This window comes from Nocardioides turkmenicus (assembly GCF_011045035.1).
In the GTDB taxonomy this organism is placed as follows: Bacteria; Actinomycetota; Actinomycetes; order Propionibacteriales; family Nocardioidaceae; genus Nocardioides; species Nocardioides turkmenicus.
The window spans coordinates 84,575-106,499 of record NZ_JAALAA010000014.1 but is presented as its reverse complement, the minus strand read 5'-3'; the positions used below and the strand labels follow the sequence as shown (position 1 = coordinate 106,499).

At 70.0% G+C, this 21,925-nt stretch carries 24 protein-coding genes; 11 read left to right on the top strand and 13 right to left on the bottom strand.

From position 1 onward, the window contains the following. The first annotated feature begins 52 nt into the window (after positions 1–52). Genes uraD through G5C66_RS17095 form a run of 5 tightly spaced genes read left to right on the top strand, consistent with a single transcriptional unit; the run spans position 53 to position 3,089 of the window. The gene (gene uraD, locus G5C66_RS17115; protein WP_165112169.1) at positions 53–550 is read left to right on the top strand and encodes a 2-oxo-4-hydroxy-4-carboxy-5-ureidoimidazoline decarboxylase; all 498 of its coding nucleotides are present in this window, start codon (positions 53–55) and stop codon (positions 548–550) included. Next, positions 547–861 (top strand): hydroxyisourate hydrolase, encoded by a 315-nt coding sequence (gene uraH / locus G5C66_RS17110; RefSeq protein WP_165112168.1) that lies wholly within the window; start codon positions 547–549, stop codon positions 859–861. The genes uraD and uraH overlap by 4 nt, the downstream gene beginning before the upstream one ends. After that, a complete protein-coding gene (gene pucL / locus G5C66_RS17105; RefSeq protein ID WP_165112167.1) occupies positions 861–1,736 on the top strand; it encodes a factor-independent urate hydroxylase in 876 nt (291 codons plus the stop codon). Before uraH ends, pucL begins: the two co-directional genes overlap by 1 nt. Continuing rightward, entirely contained in the window at positions 1,733–2,551 is an 819-nt protein-coding gene (locus G5C66_RS17100) for a MurR/RpiR family transcriptional regulator (RefSeq protein WP_165112166.1), read from the top strand. The genes pucL and G5C66_RS17100 overlap by 4 nt, the downstream gene beginning before the upstream one ends. A 58-nt stretch (positions 2,552–2,609) precedes the next feature. Further along, positions 2,610–3,089, top strand: a complete 480-nt coding sequence (locus G5C66_RS17095) for a nucleoside deaminase (RefSeq protein ID WP_045551128.1) — start codon at positions 2,610–2,612, stop codon at positions 3,087–3,089. Between the two features lie 118 nt (positions 3,090–3,207). Here the strand turns inward: G5C66_RS17095 and G5C66_RS17090 are convergent, their stop codons facing one another. The 5 genes from G5C66_RS17090 to G5C66_RS17070 form a co-directional block, all read right to left on the bottom strand. Next, the gene (locus tag G5C66_RS17090) at positions 3,208–3,969 is read right to left on the bottom strand and encodes an ABC transporter permease (protein ID WP_338144209.1); all 762 of its coding nucleotides are present in this window, start codon (positions 3,967–3,969) and stop codon (positions 3,208–3,210) included. A gap of 41 nt (positions 3,970–4,010) precedes the next feature. Continuing rightward, positions 4,011–4,808 carry an ABC transporter permease gene (locus tag G5C66_RS17085; RefSeq protein ID WP_165112164.1) on the bottom strand — a complete coding sequence of 266 codons (798 nt, stop codon included), beginning with the start codon at positions 4,806–4,808 and terminating at the stop codon, positions 4,011–4,013. Then, positions 4,808–5,590 carry an ABC transporter ATP-binding protein gene (locus G5C66_RS17080; RefSeq protein WP_165112163.1) on the bottom strand — a complete coding sequence of 261 codons (783 nt, stop codon included), beginning with the start codon at positions 5,588–5,590 and terminating at the stop codon, positions 4,808–4,810. The genes G5C66_RS17085 and G5C66_RS17080 overlap by 1 nt, the downstream gene beginning before the upstream one ends. 2 nt (positions 5,591–5,592) lie before the next feature. Further along, on the bottom strand, positions 5,593–6,633 hold the full coding sequence (locus tag G5C66_RS17075) for an ABC transporter substrate-binding protein (protein ID WP_165112162.1): 1,041 nt from the start codon (positions 6,631–6,633) through the stop codon (positions 5,593–5,595). Between the two features lie 366 nt (positions 6,634–6,999). Continuing rightward, positions 7,000–7,701, bottom strand: a complete 702-nt coding sequence (locus tag G5C66_RS17070; protein ID WP_165112161.1) for an NUDIX hydrolase — start codon at positions 7,699–7,701, stop codon at positions 7,000–7,002. A gap of 99 nt (positions 7,702–7,800) precedes the next feature. Here G5C66_RS17070 and G5C66_RS17065 point away from each other — a divergent pair, with 99 nt between their 5' ends. Beyond that, positions 7,801–8,805, top strand: a complete 1,005-nt coding sequence (locus tag G5C66_RS17065; protein ID WP_165112160.1) for an SPFH domain-containing protein — start codon at positions 7,801–7,803, stop codon at positions 8,803–8,805. Next, positions 8,802–9,695: an NAD(+)/NADH kinase gene (locus G5C66_RS17060; RefSeq protein WP_165112159.1), complete on the top strand. Its 894-nt coding sequence runs from the start codon at positions 8,802–8,804 to the stop codon at positions 9,693–9,695. Before G5C66_RS17065 ends, G5C66_RS17060 begins: the two co-directional genes overlap by 4 nt. On the opposite strand, the gene G5C66_RS17055 is transcribed toward G5C66_RS17060, so the two are convergent. Beyond that, a complete protein-coding gene (locus tag G5C66_RS17055; RefSeq protein WP_165112158.1) occupies positions 9,687–10,238 on the bottom strand; it encodes a TetR/AcrR family transcriptional regulator in 552 nt (183 codons plus the stop codon). The two genes, G5C66_RS17060 and G5C66_RS17055, sit on opposite strands and share 9 nt — an antisense overlap. An 86-nt stretch (positions 10,239–10,324) precedes the next feature. Between G5C66_RS17055 and G5C66_RS17050 the strand changes: the two genes are divergently transcribed. After that, positions 10,325–10,648, top strand: coding sequence for a DMT family transporter (locus tag G5C66_RS17050; RefSeq protein WP_165112157.1), 324 nt, complete (start codon positions 10,325–10,327; stop codon positions 10,646–10,648). An 8-nt stretch (positions 10,649–10,656) separates the two neighbouring features. Here G5C66_RS17050 and G5C66_RS17045 read toward each other — a convergent pair whose 3' ends face one another. Further along, a complete protein-coding gene (locus G5C66_RS17045; RefSeq protein ID WP_165112156.1) occupies positions 10,657–12,330 on the bottom strand; it encodes an FAD-binding dehydrogenase in 1,674 nt (557 codons plus the stop codon). A gap of 137 nt (positions 12,331–12,467) precedes the next feature. On the opposite strand from G5C66_RS17045, the gene G5C66_RS17040 reads away from it, so the two are divergent. Further along, entirely contained in the window at positions 12,468–13,379 is a 912-nt protein-coding gene (locus tag G5C66_RS17040; protein ID WP_165112155.1) for a hypothetical protein, read from the top strand. Positions 13,380–13,391: 12 nt separating this feature from the next. Here G5C66_RS17040 and G5C66_RS17035 read toward each other — a convergent pair whose 3' ends face one another. The 5 genes from G5C66_RS17035 to G5C66_RS17020 all read right to left on the bottom strand — a co-directional run bounded on the left by G5C66_RS17035 (position 13,392) and on the right by G5C66_RS17020 (position 16,710). Continuing rightward, positions 13,392–13,697 (bottom strand): GNAT family N-acetyltransferase, encoded by a 306-nt coding sequence (locus G5C66_RS17035; RefSeq protein ID WP_165112154.1) that lies wholly within the window; start codon positions 13,695–13,697, stop codon positions 13,392–13,394. Between the two features lie 313 nt (positions 13,698–14,010). Continuing rightward, on the bottom strand, positions 14,011–14,862 hold the full coding sequence (locus G5C66_RS17030) for an HNH endonuclease signature motif containing protein (protein ID WP_277602179.1): 852 nt from the start codon (positions 14,860–14,862) through the stop codon (positions 14,011–14,013). Continuing rightward, positions 14,817–15,302 carry a DUF222 domain-containing protein gene (locus G5C66_RS26550; RefSeq protein WP_277602178.1) on the bottom strand — a complete coding sequence of 162 codons (486 nt, stop codon included), beginning with the start codon at positions 15,300–15,302 and terminating at the stop codon, positions 14,817–14,819. The genes G5C66_RS17030 and G5C66_RS26550 overlap by 46 nt, the downstream gene beginning before the upstream one ends. Positions 15,303–15,622: 320 nt before the next feature. Next, positions 15,623–16,072 carry a methyltransferase family protein gene (locus G5C66_RS17025; RefSeq protein WP_165112153.1) on the bottom strand — a complete coding sequence of 150 codons (450 nt, stop codon included), beginning with the start codon at positions 16,070–16,072 and terminating at the stop codon, positions 15,623–15,625. Positions 16,073–16,131: 59 nt separating this feature from the next. After that, complete coding sequence (locus G5C66_RS17020; protein ID WP_165112152.1) at positions 16,132–16,710, bottom strand: TetR/AcrR family transcriptional regulator; 579 nt, start codon at positions 16,708–16,710, stop codon at positions 16,132–16,134. 137 nt (positions 16,711–16,847) lie between these two features. On the opposite strand from G5C66_RS17020, the gene G5C66_RS17015 reads away from it, so the two are divergent. Both G5C66_RS17015 and recQ read left to right on the top strand, forming a co-directional pair. Beyond that, positions 16,848–19,328, top strand: coding sequence for an MMPL family transporter (locus G5C66_RS17015; protein ID WP_165112151.1), 2,481 nt, complete (start codon positions 16,848–16,850; stop codon positions 19,326–19,328). 37 nt (positions 19,329–19,365) lie between these two features. After that, on the top strand, positions 19,366–21,180 hold the full coding sequence (gene recQ / locus G5C66_RS17010; RefSeq protein ID WP_165112211.1) for a DNA helicase RecQ: 1,815 nt from the start codon (positions 19,366–19,368) through the stop codon (positions 21,178–21,180). On the opposite strand, the gene G5C66_RS17005 is transcribed toward recQ, so the two are convergent. Continuing rightward, positions 21,177–21,872 carry a phosphatase PAP2 family protein gene (locus G5C66_RS17005; RefSeq protein WP_165112150.1) on the bottom strand — a complete coding sequence of 232 codons (696 nt, stop codon included), beginning with the start codon at positions 21,870–21,872 and terminating at the stop codon, positions 21,177–21,179. The two genes, recQ and G5C66_RS17005, sit on opposite strands and share 4 nt — an antisense overlap. Positions 21,873–21,925 lie beyond the last annotated feature (53 nt).

Sequence of the window (21,925 nt, the reverse complement as noted above, 5' to 3'; positions counted from 1 at the left end):
AACGGCAACCTGTGTTTCGGCCACCGAAACGCTCGTTTCATAGGCTGTCGGGGTGACGACGCTCGCCGATTTCAACGCCCTGCCGGCCGCCGAGGCGGAAGCCTTCGTCGCGCCGTGTGTCGCCATCCCTTCCTGGGCGACCGGTCTGGCCGCGGGTCGTCCCTACACAGACGTCGATGACCTTCTCACGACCGCCGAACGGCTGGGCGCTGCCTGGACCGACGAGGAGGTCGAGGGGGCGCTGGCCGACCATCCCCGGATCGGTGAGCGCCACGCCGGCGACGGCGCGAGCGCGGCGCTCTCGGCCCGGGAGCAGGCCGGGGTCGACCCGGCCGACGTCGGGGTGCAGGCCCGGCTGAGGGTGGGCAACGCGGCCTACGAGGAGAAGTTCGGACGGATCTACCTGGTGCGGGCCGCGGGTCGGAGCGCCGAGGAGATGCTCGCGCTGCTCGAGGAGCGGCTGGAGAACGACCCGGCTACCGAAATCGCGGTGACCAAGGATCAACTCGCCGAGATCGCGTTGCTGCGGCTGCGAGGCTTGGTCACATGACCACCGTCTCCACGCACGTCCTCGACGCCGCGCTCGGCCGGCCTGCCGCCGGGCTCGCGGTGATCCTCATCCTTCCCGACGACAGCGCACGTACCGCGACGACCGACTCCGACGGCCGGGTGCGGTTCGAGGGCGAGGTGCCACCCGGACCGCACACGCTCACCTTCACGACCGGCCCCTGGTTCGCCGAGCAGGACCGCGAGACCTTCTTCCCGGAGGTGAGCGTCGGGTTCACCGTCACCGCCGGCGAGCACCACCACGTCGCCCTCCTGCTCAGCCCGTTCTCCTACACGACCTATCGAGGAAGCTGATGTCGATCACTCTTGGCCCCAACCAGCACGGCAAGGCGGAGGTACGCCTGGTCAAGGTCGACCGGGACGGCGCACGACACACCATCCACGACCTGAACGTGACCACCCAGCTCCGCGGTGACTTCGCGGCCGCCTTCACCGAGGGCGACAACGTGCACGTGCACGCCACCGACACCCAGAAGAACGTCGTCTACGCGAAGGCCAAGGAGCTCGGCATCACCTCCCCGGAAGGGTTCCTGCTCGACCTCACCGCCCACTGGGCCGCGCAGCCCTGGGTCACCGGGTCGGTGATGAAGGCGGAGTCGTACGCCTGGGACCGCATCTCGGCGAACGACTTCTCGTTCGCCCGGCGCGGGCAGGAGACGCGTACGGCGGCCGTGAACCGCTTCGACGAGCGGACCTTCGTCCTGTCCGGCCTGAGCGACCTGGTGGTACTCAAGTCGACCGGGTCGGAGTTCCACGGCTTCCCGCGCGACCGCTACACCACCCTCGCCGAGACGACCGACCGGATCCTGGCGACCTCGATCACCGCGTGGTGGCGCTGGGAGGCCCACCCGGAGGACTGGAACGCGGCGTACGACCGGATCCGCACGATCATGCTCCAGACGTTCGCGGAGGTGCACTCGCTCGCGCTGCAGCAGACCATCTACGAGATGGGCAAGGCGGTCATGGAAGCGTTCGAGGGGATCGCGGAGTTCAAGATCTCCTGCCCCAACAAGCACCACTTCCTCGTCGACCTCTCCCCCTTCGACCTGGAGAATCCGAACGAGGTCTTCTTCGCCGCCGATCGTCCCTACGGCCTGATCGAGGCGGCCCTGCAGCGCGACGGTTCGACGGAGCCGGACGCGTGGGCGTCGGTGCCCGGCTTCGCATGAGCGCGGACCAGCGGATCGACCGGCGGATCGCCCTGACCTACCCGTCGCTCTCGCCCCAGGAACGCAAGGCTGCCGACACGCTCCTCGAGCACCTCGACGACCTGGCGACCTACCGCGCGGCCGAGCTGGCCTCGCTCGCCGAGGTCTCCAAGGCGACGATGAGCCGGCTCTTCCGGTCCTTGGGGTTCGACGGGTTCGACGAGGTACGCGACCACCTGCGGGGGCTGCGTACGGCTGGTGAGCCGCGGCGCGTCGAGGGCGCCCCCGACCTGAGCGCGCACGCCGAGAACGAGGCGGCCGCGATCGCGCGCGCGGTGACGCAGGCCGGCATCGCCGAGGCGGTCGCGGCCATCTCCGGGGCGAGCGACGTGATGATCGCCGGCTGGCGCAACTCCTACCCGGTCGCGCTCCATCTGCGCCAGCAGCTCACCCAGACCCGCGAGCGGGTCACCCTCGCCCCGGCGCCCGGCCAGGTCATCGGCGAGGAGCTGGCCGAGCTCGGCGACGGTTCGGTGGTGATCGCGGTCGGGCTCCGGCGCCGGCCACCTGGCTTCGGCGAGTTCGTCGACGCCGCCGCGGCCTCCGGGAGCACGGTGATCGTGATCGCCGACCCGACCGGGACGGTCCACCTGGGGCGCGCCGACATCGGGCTGGAGTGCCCGGTCCAGGGCGGCCTCGCCTTCGACTCCCTGGCGGCGCCGATGTCGCTGGCGAGCGTGCTCGCCGACGGTGTGCTCCACCAGCGCGGCCGCTCCGGACGCGACCGCGTGTCCGCGATCAGCGCCACCTACGATCGGCTCCACGAGGTCGAGTGACAACGGGAGCACAATGACAGTAGAGACATCGATTCTCGGGCCTGTGCGAGGGGGAATCATGACCGACACCATGTGGCTGGAGCAGGCGGTCGCGCTGGCCGTCCGCAACGTCAACAACGGCGGTGGCCCGTTCGGTGCCATCATCCTCCGCGACGGCATCCTGCTCGGCACCGGCCAGAACCGCGTCACCCGCGACCTGGACCCGAGCGCCCACGCCGAGATCGTCGCGATCCGCTCGGCGTGCAAGGAGGCCGACAGCTTCTCGCTGGCCGGCTGCACCCTCTACACCTCGTGCGAACCCTGCCCGATGTGCCTGGCGACCGCGCTGTGGGCACGCCTGGACCGCGTCGTCTACGCGGCCGACCGTGACGACGCGGCCAAGGGCGGGTTCGACGACCGCGCCTTCTACGACCTGTTCGGCACCGGGCGCGCCAACGAGCACCACGACTGGCCGACCAAGGTCGACGAGCTGCGGATCCCCCAGGCGTACGACCCGTTCGACGCGTGGCTCGCCAAACAGGACCGCACCGACTACTGACCTGCCGAGGCGTCACCCGCGCAGGCCGAGGCGTCACGTACGTCGGCCGAGTGGGCACCAGAGTGCCCACTCGGCCGACGGGAGTGACGCCTCGCGCGACGGGGGTGACGCTTCGGCGCTAGCGGGTTGTCATCCCCATCCGCTCCAGCGCAACCGACTCCAGGAGCTGGACGAGGTTGTAGAGCACGAGCGTGACCACGGTGATGATCGCGACGGCGGCCCACAGGTCGTCGAAGCGGGCGGCGGCGGGGAACTTCTGGATGTTGCCGCCGATGCCCTTCCCGGTCGAGAGCCACTCGGCCAGGAGCGCACCGGTCACTGCGCCGGGCACCGAGACCCGGGCGGCGGCGAAGACCGACGGGAGCGCGCCGGGCAGCGACACCTTGCGGATCGCGGTGAGCCGCGAGCCGCCGTAGACGGCGACCAGGTCCAACGACTGGGGCGACGCCTGCGAGAGCCCGAACAGGACGGCCGCCAGCGCCGGGAAGAGCACCACGATGATCCCGAGCACCACGACCGAAGCGGCAGAGGCGCGACCGGTGATCAGCATGACCACAGGCGCGATCGCGACCAGCGGGATCGAGCGCAGCAGCAGCGCCAGCGGCATCACGCCGGCCTCGACCGTACGCGACAGGTTGAACAGCACCGCCGCGACCACCGCGAGCGCCATCCCGGCGACGAAGCCGAGCCCGGCGTCCTTCAACGTCACCCAGGTCAGCGGGAACAGCTCTGCCCGGTGGGCGGCGGCGTCCGGACCCGTGAAGAGATGGTCCACGACGTCCAGCGGACCCTTCGCGACGAACTCCGAGACGCTGGAGAACGACACGAACGCCTGCCAGAGCACGGCCACGATCGCCAGCGCGGCGAGGGTGTGCAGCACCGGCCCGATAACGGCGCGTGACAGTGATCCAGCACCCGATCTCATCCGGACCTCCCTGCGACCCATGGCGTCACCAGACGCGAGACCAGCCCCAGCAGCAGATAGCCGGTCAGGGCGACCAGGGCACAGACCAGGAAGACGGCCCAGAGCCGCTCCGGGTCGGGTTTGCCCTGCAGCACGATCAGCGTGCGCCCGACCCCACGGTCGGTGGAGCCGAGATACTCACCGAGGACCGCTCCCAGGATCGCCGTCGGCACCGCGATCTGCAGCGCGTTGAGGATCGCCGGGACGGCCGCGACGAGACGTACCTTCACCAGCTGCGTCCACACCGACCCGCCGTAGACCCGGACGACATCGAGCGAGGCGCGGTCGGCCGACTTGAAGCCCAGCACGGCGCCGACGACGGTCGTGAAGAAGACCATCAGCGCAGCCAGGAAGATCGAGGTCTTCGAGGGGTCCCCCGGCTGCTCGGCGCCACCCAGGACGACGATCGAGATGCCGCCGACGGCGACCACGGGCAGGCAGTACGTCGTCACCGCGATCTGCATGACGACCGGCTCCAGCCACGGCACCAGCAGCACCAGCGAGGCCAGCAGCAGCGCGATCAGGTTGCCCCACAGGAAGCCGATCGACGCCTCCATCAGCGTCTCCCGGAGCACACCGTCCCAGAACGCAGACGGGCCGGCGGCCGCCATCTCGGAGAGCACCGTCCACGGCGGTGGCACCGGCGTGAACCCGGTCCCGGCATCGGGCGGGAACCCGAGCACGGCCACGACCGCCCAGAGCACGAAGAGGGTGACCACGCCGACGATCCCGGCGAGCCAGCCCGGCACCCGCATCAAGACTCCGCCTCGGCGCGCCCGTCGTCCCCGAAGAGCAGCTCGGAGGCCCGGTCGGCGAGCGCGTGGAACTCCGGCGTACGCATCATCTCGGGCGTGCGCGGCCGGGGAAGGTCGACCTCGATGATCTCCTTGATCCGGCCCGGTCGCGGCGACATCACCGCGACCCGGTCGGAGAGGAAGATCGCCTCGTTCACGCCGTGAGTGACCAGCAGCGTCGTCGCCGGCTTCTCGGTCCAGATCCGGAGCAGCTCGAGGTTGAGGTTCTGCCGGGTCATGTCGTCGAGCGCACCGAACGGCTCGTCGAGCAGGAGCACGGACGGCTTGAGCGCGAGCGCCCGGGCGATCGAGACACGCTGGCGCATCCCGCCGGAGAGCTGCGCGGGACGGGCCTTCTCGAAGCCCTCCAGTCCGACGAGCTTGATCAGCTCGTGGATGTAGTCCATGTCGGGACGCCGTCCGGCGACCTCGAAGACGAGCTTGATGTTGCCCACCACCGAGCGCCACGGCAGCAGCGCGTGGTCCTGGAACGCGATCCCCAGCTCGGAGTCACGCCGCAGGTCGGCGGGGGCCTTCCCGTCGACGTACGCCTCTCCGCTGGTCGGAGTCTCCAGGCCCGCGAGGATCCGCAGGATCGTCGACTTGCCGCAGCCGGAGGGGCCCAGCAGGGCGAGGAACGAGCCCTGGTCGGTGTGGAGCTCGGTGTCCTTCAGCGCGGTGACAGCCTTGTTCCCCGAGCCGAAGACCTTGCTGATTCCTGAGAGTTGGATGCCGTCAGCCATGACTACTTCTGGTAGGCCTTCAGCTCGGGGTTCTCCTCGTAGATCTCGTCGATGATCGAGGTGTCGAACAGGTCCTCGACGGTCACCTCCCAGCCGGCGGCGGCGAGCGAGTCGACGGTCTGCTGCTGGAGCTCCTCGGAGATGGTGAACAGGCCGTTCTTCTCGGTCTCCGGGGTCGAGATCAGCTTCTGCGACTCCTCCAGGCCGCGCTTGGTCTTGACCGGGTCGAGCTCACCGAAGCTGGCCTCGAGACCGTCGGAGTCGGTGGCCGCCTCGTTGTAGTGGGTCGTGACGACCTTGACCACCTCCTCGGCCGGGTTCTTGAAGGTCTCGGTCCAGCCCTTGATCTCCGCGGTCAGCAGCGCCTTGAGGAGGTCGCGGTTCTCGGCGAGGTACTGGTCGGTGACGGTGTAGGTCTCGGCGACGTACGGCACGCCGTTCTCGGCGTAGGGCAGGTTGGTGACCTCATGGCCGGCGAGCTCGACGGTGATCGACTCGTTGGTCAGGTAGGCCATGAAGCCGTCGACCTGGCCCTCCATCAGCGGCGTCGGGTCGAACTCGACCGGGACGACGGTGATGTTGTCCTTCTTCTCCTCGAGGCCGTTGGCCGCGAGGATCGCCTTGAAGACGTTGACGTTGGAGTCCTGGACGCCGATCTTCTTGCCCTTGAGGTCGGCCGGCGTCGCGATGTTGCCGCCGTCCTTGAGGGAGAGGATGGTGAACGGGTTCTTCTGGAAGGTGGCGCCGATGATCTTCAGCGGCGCGTCCTGCTCGGCGATCGCGGAGCCGACCGAGGCGGCGTCGTTGATGGCCACCTGGACCTTGCCGGAGAGCAGCTTGGCGACACCGGTGTCGGGGCCGGAGATGCCGTTGACCGCGTCGAAGCCGGCTTCCTTGTAGTAGCCCTTGTCCTCGGCGTAGTACTCGCCGGCGAACTCCTCGTTCTTGATCCAGGAGTACTGCATCGAGATCGTCCCGAAGCCCTCCTCCTTGCCGCCATCGTCGGAGTCGGATCCACAGGCGGCCAGCGTGGTGGCGGCCATGACGGACATGAGGGCCGCAGCGGCCCGGAGTCGTACTGACTTACGTCGCGAGGTCCGAGAGGCGGGGGTAGACATCGAAACGAGTTCCCTTCGAGGAGTTTCACGCACAGGTCCCGGGGACCGTAGCGACCGGAGGTTTCAGGTGCTGGCACCAGCGTTTCGGCGTTGTAACGACCCTTTCAGGAAGAACTGTCAAACGTAGTGTTCGTTCCAGGGCGATCCCGAGCCACGGCGTCCGCTGGACAAGAATGCCGTGGCTGTTGTCTAGTTACCCAACGCGCGTACGCCGCAGCCGCTGTGCTGTGCGACACACCAGATCGGGCCGTTATCGGTTCGTGATCGCGCCGAGACCATTCGGTGACCGCTCTAGGTCGTACGTCGCAGCAGCGGCGGGTGCAGGTGCTCGGCCGAGCCCCGGCGGAAGAGCTGGGCCGGACGGCCGCCGTCCCGGGTCGTGGTGGCACCGGTCGGCTCGAGGAACGCCTCGGTCTTGGTGACCTTGCGGTGGAAGTTGCGGGGGTCGAGCCGCGCACCCCAGACGATCTCGTAGACCCGGCGCAGCTCGGCGACGGTGAACTCCTCGGCGCAGAACGCCGCGCCCAGCGGTGAGTACTCCAGCTTCGAGCGGGCGCGCTCGACGCCGTCGCGGAGGATCTCCGCGTGGTCGAAGGCGAGCCCGTCGCCGGCGAGCAGGTCGTCGACCGGACACCACTGCGCGTCCGCAGCGTCCGATCCCGCGGCCGGCACCGGGAGGTCGGGGGCCAGCGCGAGGTAGGCGACGGTGACCACCCGCGCCCGCGGGTCCCGCCCCGGAGAGCCGTACGTCGCCAGCTGCTCGACATGCACGCTGCCCGGCCGCAGGCCGGTCTCCTCGGCCAGCTCACGCGCCGCCGCCTCCTCGAGGCCCTCGTCCTCGAGGACGAACCCGCCCGGAAGCGCCCACGCGCCTCGAAAAGGCTCGATGCCGCGGCGTACGACCAGGGCGCAGAGCGCCTCGTCACGGACGGTGAGCACGACGAGGTCGACGGTGACGGCGACTTTGCCCACGTGGCCTTGGAGGTGCTCCATGGGCCGATCTTGCACCAATCGTCATCTTGACGACAAGCGCGCCACGCCTTATCGTCATTCTGACGCTAATAATCCGCATGCACAGACAGGGAGTCTGAGATGGCCGACATCGCCCGCTACCCGTTCCTCCGCCACCTGCGCGGGAGCACCACGACCCACGTCCAGCACCTGCACAACGGCACCGTCCGCCACAGCGGCGTCGGCGCCTCGTTCTGGTACCGCCCGCTCTCCGCGGTCCTCTCCGAGGTGCCCGTCGACGACCGCGAGCTGCCGCTGCTCTTCCACGCACGCACCGCGGACTTCCAGGACCTGACCACGCAGGCCACGGTCAGCTTCCGCATCGTCGACCCGGCGGCGGTCGCCGGCCGCATCGACTTCTCCATCGACCCCGAGAACGGTCGCTGGCGCGGCAGCCCCCTCGATCAGGTCGCCGGACTGCTGACCGAGACCGCGCAGCAGTACGCCCTCAACCTCATCGCCGGGCGCAGCCTGGCGGACGTGCTCGCCGGCGGCGTCGGACCGGTGCGCGACGCGATCGCGGCCGGACTCGGTGGCGACGAGCGCCTCGCCGCCACCGGCCTCGCGATCCTGGGCGTGCGGGTCGTCGCGCTGCGGCCCGAGCCCGAGGTGGAGAAGGCGCTCCTCACCCCGACGCGCGAGCGCGTGCAGGCGGACGCCGACAAGGCGACGTACGAACGGCGCGCGACAGCGGTCGAGCGCGAGCGGGCCATCTCCGAGAACGAGCTGCAGAACAAGATCGAGCTCGCCCGCCGCGAGGAGCAGCTGGTCAGCCAGCAGGGTGCCAACGCGCGGCGCAGCGCCGAGGAGAAGGCCGCCGCGGCCCGGATCGCAACCGCGGCCGAAGCCGAGCGCACCCAGGTGCTGGCCGAGGCGAACGCCCAGGCCACCCGGGCCACCGGGCTGGCGAAGGCCGACGCCGAGGCCGCCGCACTGGCCGCCTACCGCGACCTGCCGGAGGCGGTCCTGCTCGGCCTCGCGCTCAAGGAGCTGGCCGCCAACCTGCCCCAGATCGAGCACCTGGCGCTCACCCCGGACCTGCTCGCGCCGGTCCTCGCCAAGCTCGGCGCGCGGAGCGACGCATGAGCGTCGCCCCTCGCGTGGTGCTGGTCCACCGGGCCACCGAGCTGGAGGAGCTCGTCGCGCGTCACGGCACCCTCGGCCAGGTCGGCTTCTTCCTCTCCACACGAGGCCGCGACCTGGCCGAGGTGCAGGGTCGCCACGAGGCGCTGAAGTCGGCGATCGCGCAGGTCAGCGCCGCGATCCCGCTCGACTGGCGACAGGGATCGGTCGAGCGGGGCGATCTCGACCGGTTCCTCTTCGCCCCCGAGGACATCGTGGTCGTGGTCGGCCAGGACGGCCTGGTCGCCAACGTCGCGAAGTACCTCGACGGGCAGCCGGTGATCGGGATCGACCCCGAGCCCGGCCGCAACGCCGGCGTGCTCGTCCGCTACCCGCCCCGCGCCGCCGCCGACCTGATCCGCTCCACCGGCACCTGCGAGGAGCGGACCATGGTCGAGGCGCTCGCCGACGACGGCCAGTCGCTGGTCGCGCTCAACGAGGTGTACGTCGGCCAGGCCACCCACCAGACCGCCCGCTACCGGCTCACCGTGGGCGGCCGGACCGAGTCGCAGGCCTCCTCCGGCCTGATCGTCGCGACCGGCACGGGTGCCACCGGCTGGGCTCGCTCGGCCTGGGTCGAGCGACACAGCACGCTCACGCTTCCCGCGCCGACATCGCCGGACCTGGCCTGGTTCGTGCGGGAGGCGTGGCCCTCGCCCGCCACCGGGACGACCCAGACCGAGGGAACCCTGGCGGACGCAAGGCAGACAGGTGACTGCCTCACGATCGAGGTGGAGTCCGACCGTCTGGTCGCCTTCGGCGACGGCATCGAGACCGACACGCTCGCGTTGTCCTGGGGCCAGCAGGTCGTCGTACGCCGCGCCGAGCGGAGACTGCGCCTGGTCTCAGGCTGAGGCGATCGCTCCGGCGGCTGCGGCGAGATCGGCCACCCCCGCAGCGAGCTCGTCGGGCCGGTCCGTGGCCAGGTCCAGGTGGAACCCGAACAGCGAGGAGTCGACGAGGGTGACGATCCGGCCGGCTCGCTCGGGTGGCGCACCACAGGCGGTGATGTAGTCGCGCAGCGCGGCGTACCAGAGCTCATTGGTCTCCCGGACGACCGAGCGGTAGGGCTCCATCCCGATCAGCCCGGTCGCGGCCGCCTGCAGGTAGATCTGCAGGCAGCTGTGCAACGGGTCGGTGCGGTAGGCCCGCCACAGCGCCTCCACCCCGGCGCGTACGTCCTCGGCCGGCTCCAGCGCGGCGACCGCCGCCACGGAGAGCTCGTTGGTGCGCGCCACCACCGCGGCGACGAGCTCGTCGCGGCCGCCGAAGTGGTAGATCAGCATCCGGTCGCTGGTGCCGATCGCGGCCGCCAGCGGACGCAGGGTCAGCCCGATCAGCCCGTGCTTGTGAACGTGCTCGACCACCTGCTCGAGGAGCTCCTCCTTGCGGTCCATGGAAAGCATTATGCCGAACATGTAGCGACTGCTACATTTCTGTCTGATGTAGCGGTCGCTACACGCGCCTCAGGAGGACCCCACCCATGTACGCCGCAACCCTGCTCGTCGTCGCGATCGCGATCGAGGTCGCCAGCACCGCGCTGCTCCCCCGCACCGAGGGATTCCGCAACCTGCCCTGGTCGATCGCCGTCCTGGCCGGCTACGGGGCCTCGATCTGGCTGCTGTCTGTGGTCGTCGAGCGGATGCCGGTCTCGGTGGCGTACGCCATCTGGTCAGGCCTCGGCACCGCCCTGGTCGCGGGCATCGGCGTGATGTTCCTCGGTGAGCACCTCACCGCGGCGAAGGCCGGCTTCCTGGCGATGATCGTCGTGGGCGTCGTCGGCCTGAACCTCTCCGGCGCCCACTGATCCCCGGGTCAGATCGCCGCTGCCGCGGCCCGGCCCGCCGCACGCCCCGAGAACAGGCAGCCGCCGAGGAACGTGCCCTCGAGCGCGTTGTAGCCCATCATCCCGCCGCCGCCGAAGCCGGAGACCTCGCCGGCCGCGTAGAGCCCGGGCAGCGGGGTGCCGGCCGAGGTCAGGCAGCGGCCCGACAGGTCGGTCTCCAGCCCGCCGAGGGTCTTGCGGGAGAGGATGTGGAGCTTGACCGCGATCAGCGGGCCGGCCTCGGGGTCGAGGATCCGGTGGGGCCTGGCGGTGCGCTGCAGCTTGTCGCCGCGGTAGTGGCGGGCGGCGTACAGCGCGGTGATCTGGGCGTCCTTGGTGAAGTTGTTGGCGATCTCGCGGTCGCGGGCCTCGATGATCCGGCGCAGCTCGGCCTCGTCGATCTGCGGGCCGGTCGGGTCCTTCTCGGCGAGGCCGTTCATGCCGTGGACAAGGGCGGTGAGGTTCTCGGCGACGACGAAGTCCTCGCCGTGCTCCATGAAGCTCCTCACCGGGCCGGGCCCCTTGCGCGCGCGCTCGGCGAGCAGCTTGAGGTCCTTGCCGGTCAGGTCGGGGTTCTGCTCCGAGCCGGAGAGCGCGAACTCCTTCTTTATGATCTTCTCGGTCAGCACGAACCAGGAGTAGTCGTAGCCGGTCTGGCGCAGGTGCTTGAGCGTGCCGAGGGTGTCGAAGCCGGGGAAGAACGGCGCCGGCAGTCGCTTGCCGGTCGCGTCCAGCCACAGCGAGGACGGGCCGGGCAGGATCCGGATGCCGTGGTTGGCCCAGATCGAGTCCCAGTTGCGGATGCCCTCGACGTAGTGCCACATCCGGTCGTCGTTGATGATCCGGGCGCCGGTCGCGCCGGTGATGGCGAGCATCCGGCCGTCCACGTGGGCGGGTACGCCGGACACCATCGACTTCGGAGGGGTGCCGAGCCGGGCCGGCCAGTGCTTGCGGACCAGGTCGTGGTCTCCGCCGATGCCGCCGGAGGTGACGATCACCGCCTGGCCACCGAGCTCGAAGTCCTCGACCTCCGTGCGGGAGGACGCCTGCCCGCGCTCGACGTCGCTGGGCTCGAGCACCTTGCCGCGTACGCCGACGACGGCCCCGTCCTCGACCACGAGGTGGTCCACGCGGTGCCGGAAGGCGAAGGTGATCCGGCCGGTGTCGGCGTGGGCACGCACCCGCCGCTCGAACGGCTCGACCACGCCGGGACCCGTCCCCCAGGTGATGTGGAAGCGGGGCACCGAGTTGCCGTGACCGTCGGCGCGGCCGTCACCGCGCTCGGCCCAGCCGACGACCGGGAAGATCCGGTGGCCCATCTGGTGCAGCCACGACCGTTTCTCGCCCGCCGCGAAGTCGAGGTACGCCTCCGCCCACCGCCGCGGCCACAGGTCCTCATCACGGTCGAACTGGGCGGATCCCATCCAGTCCTGGAGCGCCAGCTCGGGTGAGTCCTTGATCCCCATCCGGCGCTGTTCGGGGCTGTCGACGAGGAAGAGACCACCCAGGCTCCAGAAGGCCTGGCCTCCGAGCGACTGCTCGGGCTCCTGGTCGACGAGCAGAACACTCTTACCCGCGTCGGCGGCCTCAGCCGCTGCCACCAGGCCGGCGAGGCCGGCTCCCACCACGATCACGTCGGCGTGCCGTTGAATGTCCGCAGTCATGTCGGCAGATCCTGCCACCTCAGATACCGGTGGGTACATGGAATCTGTCGCCCGACCGTTCCGCCAGGTGGACAGATGTCGGACTCGCACCCCGAAGCCGCCGCCGATCGGTGTCGGAACGGATAGGTTTTTTGCTCGTGATCGACCCCAAGGTGACCGCGCGCAGGCAGCAGAAGTGGGTCCAACGCGGCATCGACCGCACCGAGACCTGGCTGGCCCGCAGCGGCAGCAGCCTGGGTCCGCTGATCCCGCACATCGCCTCGTCGATGGTGCTCACCGGGGACGAGGACCACGGCTGGATCCCGCAGGGTCTGGCGTACTCGCCGGAAGCTGACCTGCTCCTGCAGGGCTACTACGGCGACAAGCTCGGCTCGGCCCTCGCCCTGGTCGACAAGCCGTCGGGCGAGCTCATCAACGCGGTCTACCTGGGCGGCCCGAAGGGCAGCGTCAGCGGCCCGGTCAAAGCCGGCGGCGTCGCGGTCATCGGCGACGAGGTCTACGTGTGCCGCGAGGGCAACCCGCCCCGCCTCTACCGCTACTCACTGACCGAGATCATCCACGCCGAACCGCTCTCCACCGTCTCCACGGTCTCCCCGCTGGTCGCCCTCGCCGCCGGCTCCTACCTCGCCGCCGGCAAGGACCTGCTCTACGTCGGCTCCCACGCCAACAACCGCCTCTACAAGTACATCCGCAAGGACGACTCCTGGCAGATCAAGACCCCGATCGGCGTACGCACCCCCGTCGGCACCCAGGGCGTCGTGGTCCGCGAGGAGGAGTACGTCTTCAGCGTCTCCCGCGGCCCGACCAGGCGCAGCCAGCTGATCGTGCAGGACCGGGTCACGATCCGTCCCCGCGCTCTGCAGTGGCTCCCCACCCTGGCCGAGGGCGTCGCCGAGGTCGGCGACGAGTTCTACGTGACGTACCAGTCGGGCGCCCGGCCCTACTCCCGCGGCAACTCGGCCCGGGGCCAGGCCTGGCCCTCCGCCCACATGACCCGGACACCCCTGGCCAAGCTCGGTCTGGAGCCGCGGAAGCCGGCCGACTCCTGACCGGCTTCGTCGTCAGGCCGGCCAGTCGGTGATATCGGCGTACTCCTCGCCATGCCGCTTCAGCCACCCCGCGACGTACGGGCAATGCGGAATGATCCGCTTCCCCTTCGCCTTCACGTCGGCCAGCGCGAACGCCACCAGCTTCGACGCGAGCCCCTGCCCGTTGTAGGCCTCCCCCACCTCGGTGTGCACGAAGTCGACGTGCTCGTCGTCGGGCAGCCGGTAGGCCGCGAGCCCCGCGACGGTCTCGCCGTCGAGGATCTCGTAGCGGTGCCTGGACGGGTTGTCTACGTACTTGATGTCGGTCACAGTCCTCATTCTTCACTGGGCTGTCAAAAGGGTTGCCAGGGGTTGGTCATTCTCTTGGGCTGGTGGCCGCCGACCCGTTACGGAGGGTGTTCTCGACGAACCCCGGAGTCAAGGACGGCCTTCGGCCGCCGGCTTCGCCGGCCGCTTCGCGGTCCTGGACACCGGGCTCCGCCGAGAAATTTTGGCTGGCTATCGGGTCGGCGGCGGCAGTTTGGCGCAGCAGAATTCAGGTTGGGCGCGGGCTTGGGGACCGGGGCCAGCGGCTCCTGGCAGGCAGAAGCGTTCTCGTGCCTTTACTAGACGATGACACCTTGTGAAGGATTCACAAGGGACGAGCCAGTGCCCTCAGTACCTCAGGTACGTCGGGTGAACCGGATCCGACCGTCCGGGAGCCGTTCATAGCCGTAGTTGGGGTCGTGGATCCGGCGATGGTCCCTCGAACACAACAGCACCATGTGGCCAGGTCGATGCGGCCGCCTTCGGACCACGGTTTCAGGTGATGGGCCTCGGTCCACGCGGCTGGTGCGTCGCAGTCTTCGGCCTGACAACACTTGTCACGTAGCCGGAGTGCGCGGTGTTGGATCGGATGCGCCAACCGGGCCGTCCTTCCGAAGTCGAGGATCTCGGAGTCGGTGCCCAGCACCACCGGGACGAGGTCGGCGTTGCACGCCAACCTTCGAGCCTCCGCCGCGGTGATCTGGTCGCCGTCGAACCCGAGGGCGGCGGTGCCGAGGTCGGCACGCAGCTGGTCCAAGGTCATGGTGATGAACACCGTGGTGCCGTGGCCACCATGCCTGGGGAGCTGGTCGACGTCGTAAGTCTCAACCACCCGGCCGAACGCCTGGCCCAGCAGCCGGTCATACGGGGCTTTGACGCCCTTGTCCTCGGCCGAGAGCTTCCGCGGCTGAGCGAGGGAGTCCAGGATCGTCCGCAGCCGGACCCCAACCGCGCGAGAGACCCTTGCGTGGATGTCGATGGTGCCGTCGCCGTTGTCCCGCGATTGGAAGAAGGTGCGCCGCTGCGCCCGCTCCTCCTCCCGCTGAAGAGTTTTCGCCTCAGCGGCCTCGAACCGTTCCGGGTCGATCTCGGCGAGGATCCGCTTCCCGACGATCTTGAGTTCGTTGGCGGTCAGCCGGGTGGCGTAGTCGACCAGCAGCTTCTCGGCGAGGGCCAAGTCCTCTGTGCTGGCGGCCGGGTCGGCTCGATCGCGTCGAGAGCCTTGGTGATCACCCGGGCCTTGTCGTGCGAGACCACACCCTCAGCCAAACCGGCGGCCACGAGGTCGTACTTCGCCACCCCGGCAGCGAGCTTGACCTGCGACCGGGCCACGGCCTTGTCGACCAACAGCTCAGCACGCATCCAGCCGGAGGCGTCCTTGGCGCCGGTCTCCTCGGCGATATCACCCGCGGTCGCGAGCACCCGCAGCTTCAACGCAGCCTGTTGAGCCTGCAGCTTCTCGAGCCGCTCGAGGAGGTCCTTCTTCTGCCCGGTCCGCCAATACGCCGGATCACTGGCGAGCAGGTCCTGAACCGAGGATTCGATGGCCGTCAGGGCAGCGTCGACCATGTCGCCGGGGTTGGTGCCCCAGTGGTCGATCCCGCTCCCGAGACTCATCGCTTCCTGCCCTTCAAGGGTGTGCTGTGATAGTCCCTATTCTACTCCGGAACCACCCCTGGGAGAACCTGTTTTCCCAGGTCAACCCCGATTTTCGCGGTCAGCGAAACAACCTCATCTGCTGCGCCACACCCGGGCCGCCGCCCCGATAGCCAGCCAAATCTTTTCTCGCCGGGCCCCGGTGTCAAGGACCGCGTAAGCGGCCGGCGAAGCCGGCGGCCGAAGGCCGTCCTTTACTCCGGGGTCCGGCGAGAACACCCTCAAGGAAAGGGTCGGCGGCCCACATCAACCACGAGTAACAACCAGGGCCGCGACCGACATCAGCCCCGCAACCCCACCCACCGAGGCGTAACACCCCGATAAGCCTCGTACGCCTCCCCGAACCCCATCGCCAGAGCCCGCTCCTCCGCAGGAATCTGAGTGCGATCGATGACAGCGACGAACGCCGCGACAGGCACGAACGACACCAGACCACCCCGATAAACCGCGTGGGCGGCGAGAAGACCGGCCATGCCGACGTACATCGGATTGCGGGTGTAGCGGAACGGCCCGTCGGTGACGACCGCGGTGGCACGCTCGGGCTCGAGCGGGTTGAAGGTGGTGTCCTTGTGCTTGAACGCACGAGCCGCGCTGCCGGCGAGATACACCGACCCGGCAGCCACGAGCCCCGCCCCCACGGACCGCACGACCGTCGGCCGGCGACCACGGGAGAGCAGATGCTGGGCGACCAGGCCCACGACGACATAGACGGGCGGCGGCACCTTCGGCATGCCTCCACCGTAGCCCCGCACCAGGCGCCCGGACCCCCTCTTTCTTGGGTAAGGAGAGGTCAGTGCAGCAGCGCCCGCACCAGCCGCTCGGCGACGTCCGGGGCGGGCTCGGTGCGCTCGAGGGAGTAGAGGACGAAGCCACCGACCAGGGCGCGTACGAACTCCGTGACCGGGAGGTCGGCAGGCAGCTGGCCGGCCGCGACGGCGGCCTCGATGCGGGTGGAGACGGTCGCGGTGATGCCGAGGGCGTCGTTGAGACGGGTGCCGATGTCGGGGCTCTCGCACGCCGCCGCGACGAGCGAGCGGACGAGGCCGTCGTTGCCGGGCTCGGCGACGAGGTCGACGAGGCTCTGCATCCACGCGATCAGGTCGGCACGGATGTCACCGGTGTCGGGCACCACCGGGTGGTCCGGCAGCAGCTTGTCCTCGATCAGGGCGTCCGCGACGACCGCGCTCTTCGAGGACCACCAGCGGTAGATCGTCTGCTTGGAGACACCCGCCTGGGCCGCGATGCCCTCGATGGTGAGGTGGTCATAGCCTTGGGTCGCGAAGAGCCGCCCGGTCGCGTCGAGGACCGCCATGCGAGCCTCTTCGCTGCGTACGGCACCTCGACGGCGCACTCCTGCTGACGCTGGCATGAACGGCATCTTAAGAGCCCGCACGACCTCATGGCCAAGGCACAGGTGTGACCCAGGACTCGCTCAGCGACTCTTGTCCAGCGGCGATCAGGTGATTAACTGGACGCACCGTTGCGAATTACCGGAGGGATGCCGCCATGGCGGAGCTGTTGTATCGACTGGGCAAGACGGCCGCGCGCCGCGCCTGGCTTGTGATCCTTGCCTGGGTGCTGGCGCTGTCCGGCGCCGCCGGGGCGTACGTCGCCTGGTCCGGCGAGCTCACCACCAGCTTCGACATCCCGGGGCTGCCCTCGTCGAAGGTCGTCGACGAGCTCCAGAAGGACCTGCCCGATCTCGCCGGCGGCTCCGGCACGATCGCCTTCCAGACCGAGGACGGCACCCCGCTCAGCGAGACCCAGAAGGAGGAGATCCAGGCGCTCATCACCAGCGCCGAGGACCTCCCCGACGTCGCCGCGGTCACCGACCCCTTCCAGACCGAGGCCCAGCGCGAGGCGCAGGCCGAGAAGGTCGCCGAGGGCCAGGCCCAGTTCGAGGCCGGCCGCACCCGCCTCGACGCCGCTCAGGCGAAGCTCGACAAGGCGCAGACCGACATCGACAAGGCCCGCGCCCAGCTCCAGGCCGCCGGGATGCCGACCACCCAGATCGACGCCCGGCAGGCCGCTCTCGACAAGCAGCAGGCCAAGCTCGACGACAGCGCCGCCGATCTCGAGGCCAACACCGCCAAGGCCGAGAACGGCGCCGAGCTGCTCGAGCTCTCCGAGGAGATCCGGATGGTCTCCGCCGACGGCTCGGCCGCCCTGGTCAACGTCGCCTACTCCGTCGGCCGCCTGGAGATCTCAGAGGGGACCAAGAAGGCCACCGTCGACCACTTCACCGACACCCCGATCGACGGCGTCGAGGTCGGCGTCTCCTCCGACATCTCCCAGGAGGCGCCCAACCCGATGGGACCGGGTGAGATCGTCGGCGTCGGCGTCGCCGCCATCGTCCTGCTGGTCATGCTCGGCACCATCATCGGCGCCGGGGTCCCGCTCGTCACCGCGCTGACCGGCGTCGGCATCGGAGCACTCGGCGCCCTCTCCCTCTCCGGCGTCGTCCAGATGGCCTCGATGACCCCGATCCTGGGGCTGATGCTCGGCCTGGCGGTCGGCATCGACTACTCGCTCTTCATCCTCAACCGCCACCGCAAGCAGCTGCTCCACGGCTCCGACGTCGCCGAGTCGATCGCGCTCGCCAACGGCACCGCCGGCACCGCCGTCGTATTCGCCGGCTCCACCGTGATCGTGGCCCTGGTCGCGCTCAACATGACCGGCATCCCCTTCCTCGGCCTGATGGGCTCGGTCGGCGCCGCCTGCGTCGCGATCGCAGTCCTGGTCGCGATCACCCTGACCCCGGCCGTCCTCGGCCTGGTCGGCGGCCGCATCGTCTCCAAGCGCGCCCGGAAGAAGATCGCGAAGCAGGACGCCGCCGAGGCCCACGCCAAGCCGATGCCCATCTGGCGCGCGCTGGTCACCGTCGTCGCCTCCGTGGTCGTCCTGCTCGCCCTCGCGGTCCCCGCGCTCGACATGCGCCTCGGCCTGCCCGACGGCGGCTCCGAGCCCGAGGGCTCGCTGGCCAAGACCGCCTACACGATCACCGAGGACAGCTTCGGTCCCGGCGCCAACGGTCCGCTGCTGGTCGCCGCCGAGCTGCCCGAGGGGCTCGACGAGGCCGGCGTCCAGCAGGCCCAGCTGACCGTCGCCAAGGCGCTGGCGGACCTCGACGACGTACGTGCCGTGGCTCCGGCCGCGGTCTCCGAGAACGGTCGCACGGCCGCCTTCCAGGTCGTCCCCGAGGAGGGCCCCAACAGCGTCTCCACCAACGAGCTGGTCGACGCGATCCGCGACCTGCCGCCGGTGAACGGCGACATCACCCTCGGCGTCGCCGGGGCCACCGCGGTCGCCATCGACGTGTCGCAGGGGCTCAACGACGTACTCCTCCCCTACCTCGGCGTCGTCGTCGGCCTCTCCCTGCTGATCCTGATCCTGGTCTTCCGCTCGATCCTGGTCCCGCTCATCGCGACCGGTGGCTTCGTGCTCTCGCTGCTGGCGACGTACGGCGTGGTGGTCGCGGTCTTCCAGAAGGGCATCGGCGCGGAGTGGATCGGCATCGACAGCACCGGCCCCATCCTGAGCTTCCTGCCGATCCTGCTCGTCGGGATCCTCTTCGGCCTGGCGATGGACTACCAGCTGTTCCTCGCCTCCGGCATGCGGGAGGCGTACGTCCACGGCGCCCCGCCCCGCGTCGCGGTTGCCCAGGGCTTCCGTGCCGGGCGTTCGGTCGTGATCGCCGCCGGCCTGATCATGGTCTCGGTCTTCGGCGGGTTCATCTTCGCCGAGTCGGTGATGATCCGCTCGATGGGCTTCGGGCTCGCGCTCGGGGTGCTGCTGGACGCGTTCATCGTCCGGATGCTGCTGATGCCCGCGCTGATGCACCTGCTCGGCCGCTCGGCCTGGTGGCTGCCGACGTGGCTCGACCGCATCCTCCCGAACGTCGACGTCGAGGGTGCTGCGCTCGAGCGCGCCCACGGCCCCGTCGAGGCCGACGGGGCCACGGTCAGGCGCGAGAAGATCTCGGTCTGAGCGACCGTCGGTGGTCGCCGGTAGGGTCGCTCACGTGATGGAGTTGACCCCGGAGCTGGAAGTCCTGCGCCGCGTCTTCGGCTACGACGAGTTCCGCGGCGACCAAGCCGAGATCGTCGCGCACGTGGCCACGGGCGGCGACGCCCTCGTCCTGATGCCGACCGGCGGCGGCAAGTCGCTGTGCTACCAGATCCCGTCCCTGGTCAGGCCCGGGACCGGGGTGGTCATCTCGCCGCTGATCGCGCTCATGCAGGACCAGGTCGACGCGCTCTCCGCCCTCGGCGTGCGCGCCGGATTCCTCAACTCCACCCAGATGCCTCACGAGCGGCAGCAGGTGGAGCAGGCCCTGCTCGCCGGCGAGCTGGACCTCCTCTACCTCGCCCCCGAGCGGCTCCGGGTCCCCGACACCGGCCGGCTGCTCGACCAGGCCAAGATCTCGCTGTTCGCGATCGACGAGGCCCACTGCGTCTCCCAGTGGGGCCACGACTTCCGCCCCGACTACCTGCAGCTCTCCCACCTCCACGAGCGCTGGCCGGAGGTGCCGCGGATCGCGCTGACCGCGACCGCCACCGCGGAGACCCGCCGGGAGATCGCCTCCCGGCTCGACCTGGAGGACGCCCGCCACTTCGTGGCCTCCTTCGACCGGCCCAACATCCAGTACCGGATCGCCCCGAAGGACAAGCCGGCCAAGCAGCTCGTCGACCTGATCCGCACCGAGCACCCGGGCGAGGCCGGCATCGTCTACTGCCTCTCCCGCGCCTCGGTCGAGCGCACCGCCGCCTCCCTGGTCGGCCAGGGCATCCCGGCGCTCCCCTACCACGCGGGGCTCGACGCCCGGACCCGCGCGGACAACCAGTCCCGCTTCCTGCGCGAGGACGGCATCGTCATGGTCGCCACCATCGCCTTCGGGATGGGCATCGACAAGCCCGACGTACGCTTCGTGGCCCATCTCGACCTGCCCAAGTCGGTCGAGGGCTACTACCAGGAGACCGGCCGGGCCGGGCGTGACGGGCTGCCCTCGACCGCGTGGCTGGCCTACGGGCTGGCCGACGTCGTCCAGCAGCGGCAGATGATCGAGACCTCCGAGGGCGACCGCGCCCACAAGCACCGGCTCGGCCAGCACCTCAACGCGATGCTCGCGCTGTGCGAGACCGTCGACTGCCGGCGGGTGCAGCTGCTGCGCTACTTCGGCCAGTCCGCCGAGCGCTGCGGCAACTGCGACACCTGCCTGACGCCGCCGGAGTCGTGGGACGGCACGGTCCCCGCCCAGAAGGTGCTGTCCACGGTCATCCGGCTCGACCGTGAGCGCAACGGCCAGCGGTTCGGCGCCGGCCAGATCGTCGACATCCTGCGCGGCAAGGAGACCGAGAAGGTCCGCCAGTTCCGCCACGACGAGCTCTCCGTCTTCGGGATCGGCACCGATCTGGCCGAGTCCGACTGGCACTCGGTCATCCGCCAACTGCTGGCCCGCGAGATGCTCACGGTCGACACCCGCTACGGCGTCTTCTCGGTCGCCGAGGCGGCCGGCCCGGTGCTGCGCGGCGAGCAGCAGCTCATGCTCCGCAAGGAACCGCCCCGACAGGCCCGCCGCAGCGGCTCCGGCGAGCGGAAGCCGAAGGTGGCGGCGGCCGACCTGTCGCCCGAGGCCGCCGAGGTCTTCGAGCGCCTGCGGGCGTGGCGCGGCGAGGTCGCCAAGGAGCAGGGGGTCCCGGCGTACGTCGTCTTCCACGACGCCACCCTGCGCGAGATCGCCACCCGGCTGCCGGCCAGCCGCGAGGAGCTCGGGACGATCAGCGGGATCGGCGAGGCGAAGCTGGAGAAGTACGCCGACGGCGTGCTCGGCGTGCTCTAGGCGGCCAGCTTCTCGGTCCGTTCGTAACTGGCGGGCACGAGCGTGCGTTCGGCCGCCAGCTCCTGCTCGGCACGTTCTCGCGCGATCGCCTCGGTATCCCACCAGACCAGCAACCGCAGCAGCAGACCGCCGGTGAGCAGGCCCGCGAACAGGTCGCTGGCCCAGTGCCAACCGAGGGTGTAGGAGACGGCGACCGCGTTCAGCGCGATCACGCCGACCCCGGCGGCGAGGACACGCACGGTGGTCCGCGAGACCGCGGTGTAGCGCGCGATCAGGTAGACGGCGGTGCCGTAGATCAGGACCGCCTCGGCCGCGTGGCCGGAGGGGTAGCTGATGCCGTGCCAGCCGTCCTTCAGGATCCCGCCGGCGAAGAACTCCGCGTCCCGCTCCGTCGGGGCGGGGCGCGCAAGGAGCACCTTCGTGCCGCCGACGCCCAGGTAGAACGCCGCCTCGGCGGCCGCGGCGCAGATGATCGGCCGCAGGCTGCGACGCCGGACGGCGATCGCGACCGCGACCGCGATGAGCACCGGCAGACAGACCGCCTGCCCCGCGATCGGGTCGAGGACGTGCTGGAGGACGTAGTGCACCTCGGGCGGAAGCATCCGGGCCCAGTATTCGTGGCCGTGGACGTCGAGGTCCTGCAGCGGTCCGGCGGCGAGGACGGTGAGGAGCACCAGCGCGCCGCCCAGCACTGATACCGATATGAGCCTCCGAGATCGGTTCACAGTCACACGACGCTAGTTGC

What these genes read in the sequence shown, in the direction of transcription:
- G5C66_RS17080 (WP_165112163.1), bottom strand. Translation starts at nt 5,590, where the DNA reads ATGGCTGACGGCATCCAACTCTCAGGAATCAGCAAGGTCTTCGGCTCG.
- recQ (WP_165112211.1), top strand. Translation starts at nt 19,366, where the DNA reads ATGGAGTTGACCCCGGAGCTGGAAGTCCTGCGCCGCGTCTTCGGCTAC.
- G5C66_RS17020 (WP_165112152.1), bottom strand. Translation starts at nt 16,710, where the DNA reads ATGCCAGCGTCAGCAGGAGTGCGCCGTCGAGGTGCCGTACGCAGCGAA.
- G5C66_RS17060 (WP_165112159.1), top strand. Translation starts at nt 8,802, where the DNA reads ATGAGCGTCGCCCCTCGCGTGGTGCTGGTCCACCGGGCCACCGAGCTG.
- G5C66_RS17050 (WP_165112157.1), top strand. Translation starts at nt 10,325, where the DNA reads ATGTACGCCGCAACCCTGCTCGTCGTCGCGATCGCGATCGAGGTCGCC.
- uraH (WP_165112168.1), top strand. Translation starts at nt 547, where the DNA reads ATGACCACCGTCTCCACGCACGTCCTCGACGCCGCGCTCGGCCGGCCT.
- G5C66_RS17075 (WP_165112162.1), bottom strand. Translation starts at nt 6,633, where the DNA reads ATGGCCGCCACCACGCTGGCCGCCTGTGGATCCGACTCCGACGATGGC.
- G5C66_RS17025 (WP_165112153.1), bottom strand. Translation starts at nt 16,072, where the DNA reads ATGCCGAAGGTGCCGCCGCCCGTCTATGTCGTCGTGGGCCTGGTCGCC.
- G5C66_RS26550 (WP_277602178.1), bottom strand. Translation starts at nt 15,302, where the DNA reads ATGAGTCTCGGGAGCGGGATCGACCACTGGGGCACCAACCCCGGCGAC.
- G5C66_RS17045 (WP_165112156.1), bottom strand. Translation starts at nt 12,330, where the DNA reads ATGACTGCGGACATTCAACGGCACGCCGACGTGATCGTGGTGGGAGCC.
- G5C66_RS17085 (WP_165112164.1), bottom strand. Translation starts at nt 4,808, where the DNA reads ATGCGGGTGCCGGGCTGGCTCGCCGGGATCGTCGGCGTGGTCACCCTC.
- G5C66_RS17095 (WP_045551128.1), top strand. Translation starts at nt 2,610, where the DNA reads ATGACCGACACCATGTGGCTGGAGCAGGCGGTCGCGCTGGCCGTCCGC.
- G5C66_RS17100 (WP_165112166.1), top strand. Translation starts at nt 1,733, where the DNA reads ATGAGCGCGGACCAGCGGATCGACCGGCGGATCGCCCTGACCTACCCG.
- G5C66_RS17035 (WP_165112154.1), bottom strand. Translation starts at nt 13,697, where the DNA reads ATGAGGACTGTGACCGACATCAAGTACGTAGACAACCCGTCCAGGCAC.
- G5C66_RS17070 (WP_165112161.1), bottom strand. Translation starts at nt 7,701, where the DNA reads ATGGAGCACCTCCAAGGCCACGTGGGCAAAGTCGCCGTCACCGTCGAC.
- G5C66_RS17065 (WP_165112160.1), top strand. Translation starts at nt 7,801, where the DNA reads ATGGCCGACATCGCCCGCTACCCGTTCCTCCGCCACCTGCGCGGGAGC.
- G5C66_RS17015 (WP_165112151.1), top strand. Translation starts at nt 16,848, where the DNA reads ATGGCGGAGCTGTTGTATCGACTGGGCAAGACGGCCGCGCGCCGCGCC.
- pucL (WP_165112167.1), top strand. Translation starts at nt 861, where the DNA reads ATGTCGATCACTCTTGGCCCCAACCAGCACGGCAAGGCGGAGGTACGC.
- G5C66_RS17055 (WP_165112158.1), bottom strand. Translation starts at nt 10,238, where the DNA reads ATGGACCGCAAGGAGGAGCTCCTCGAGCAGGTGGTCGAGCACGTTCAC.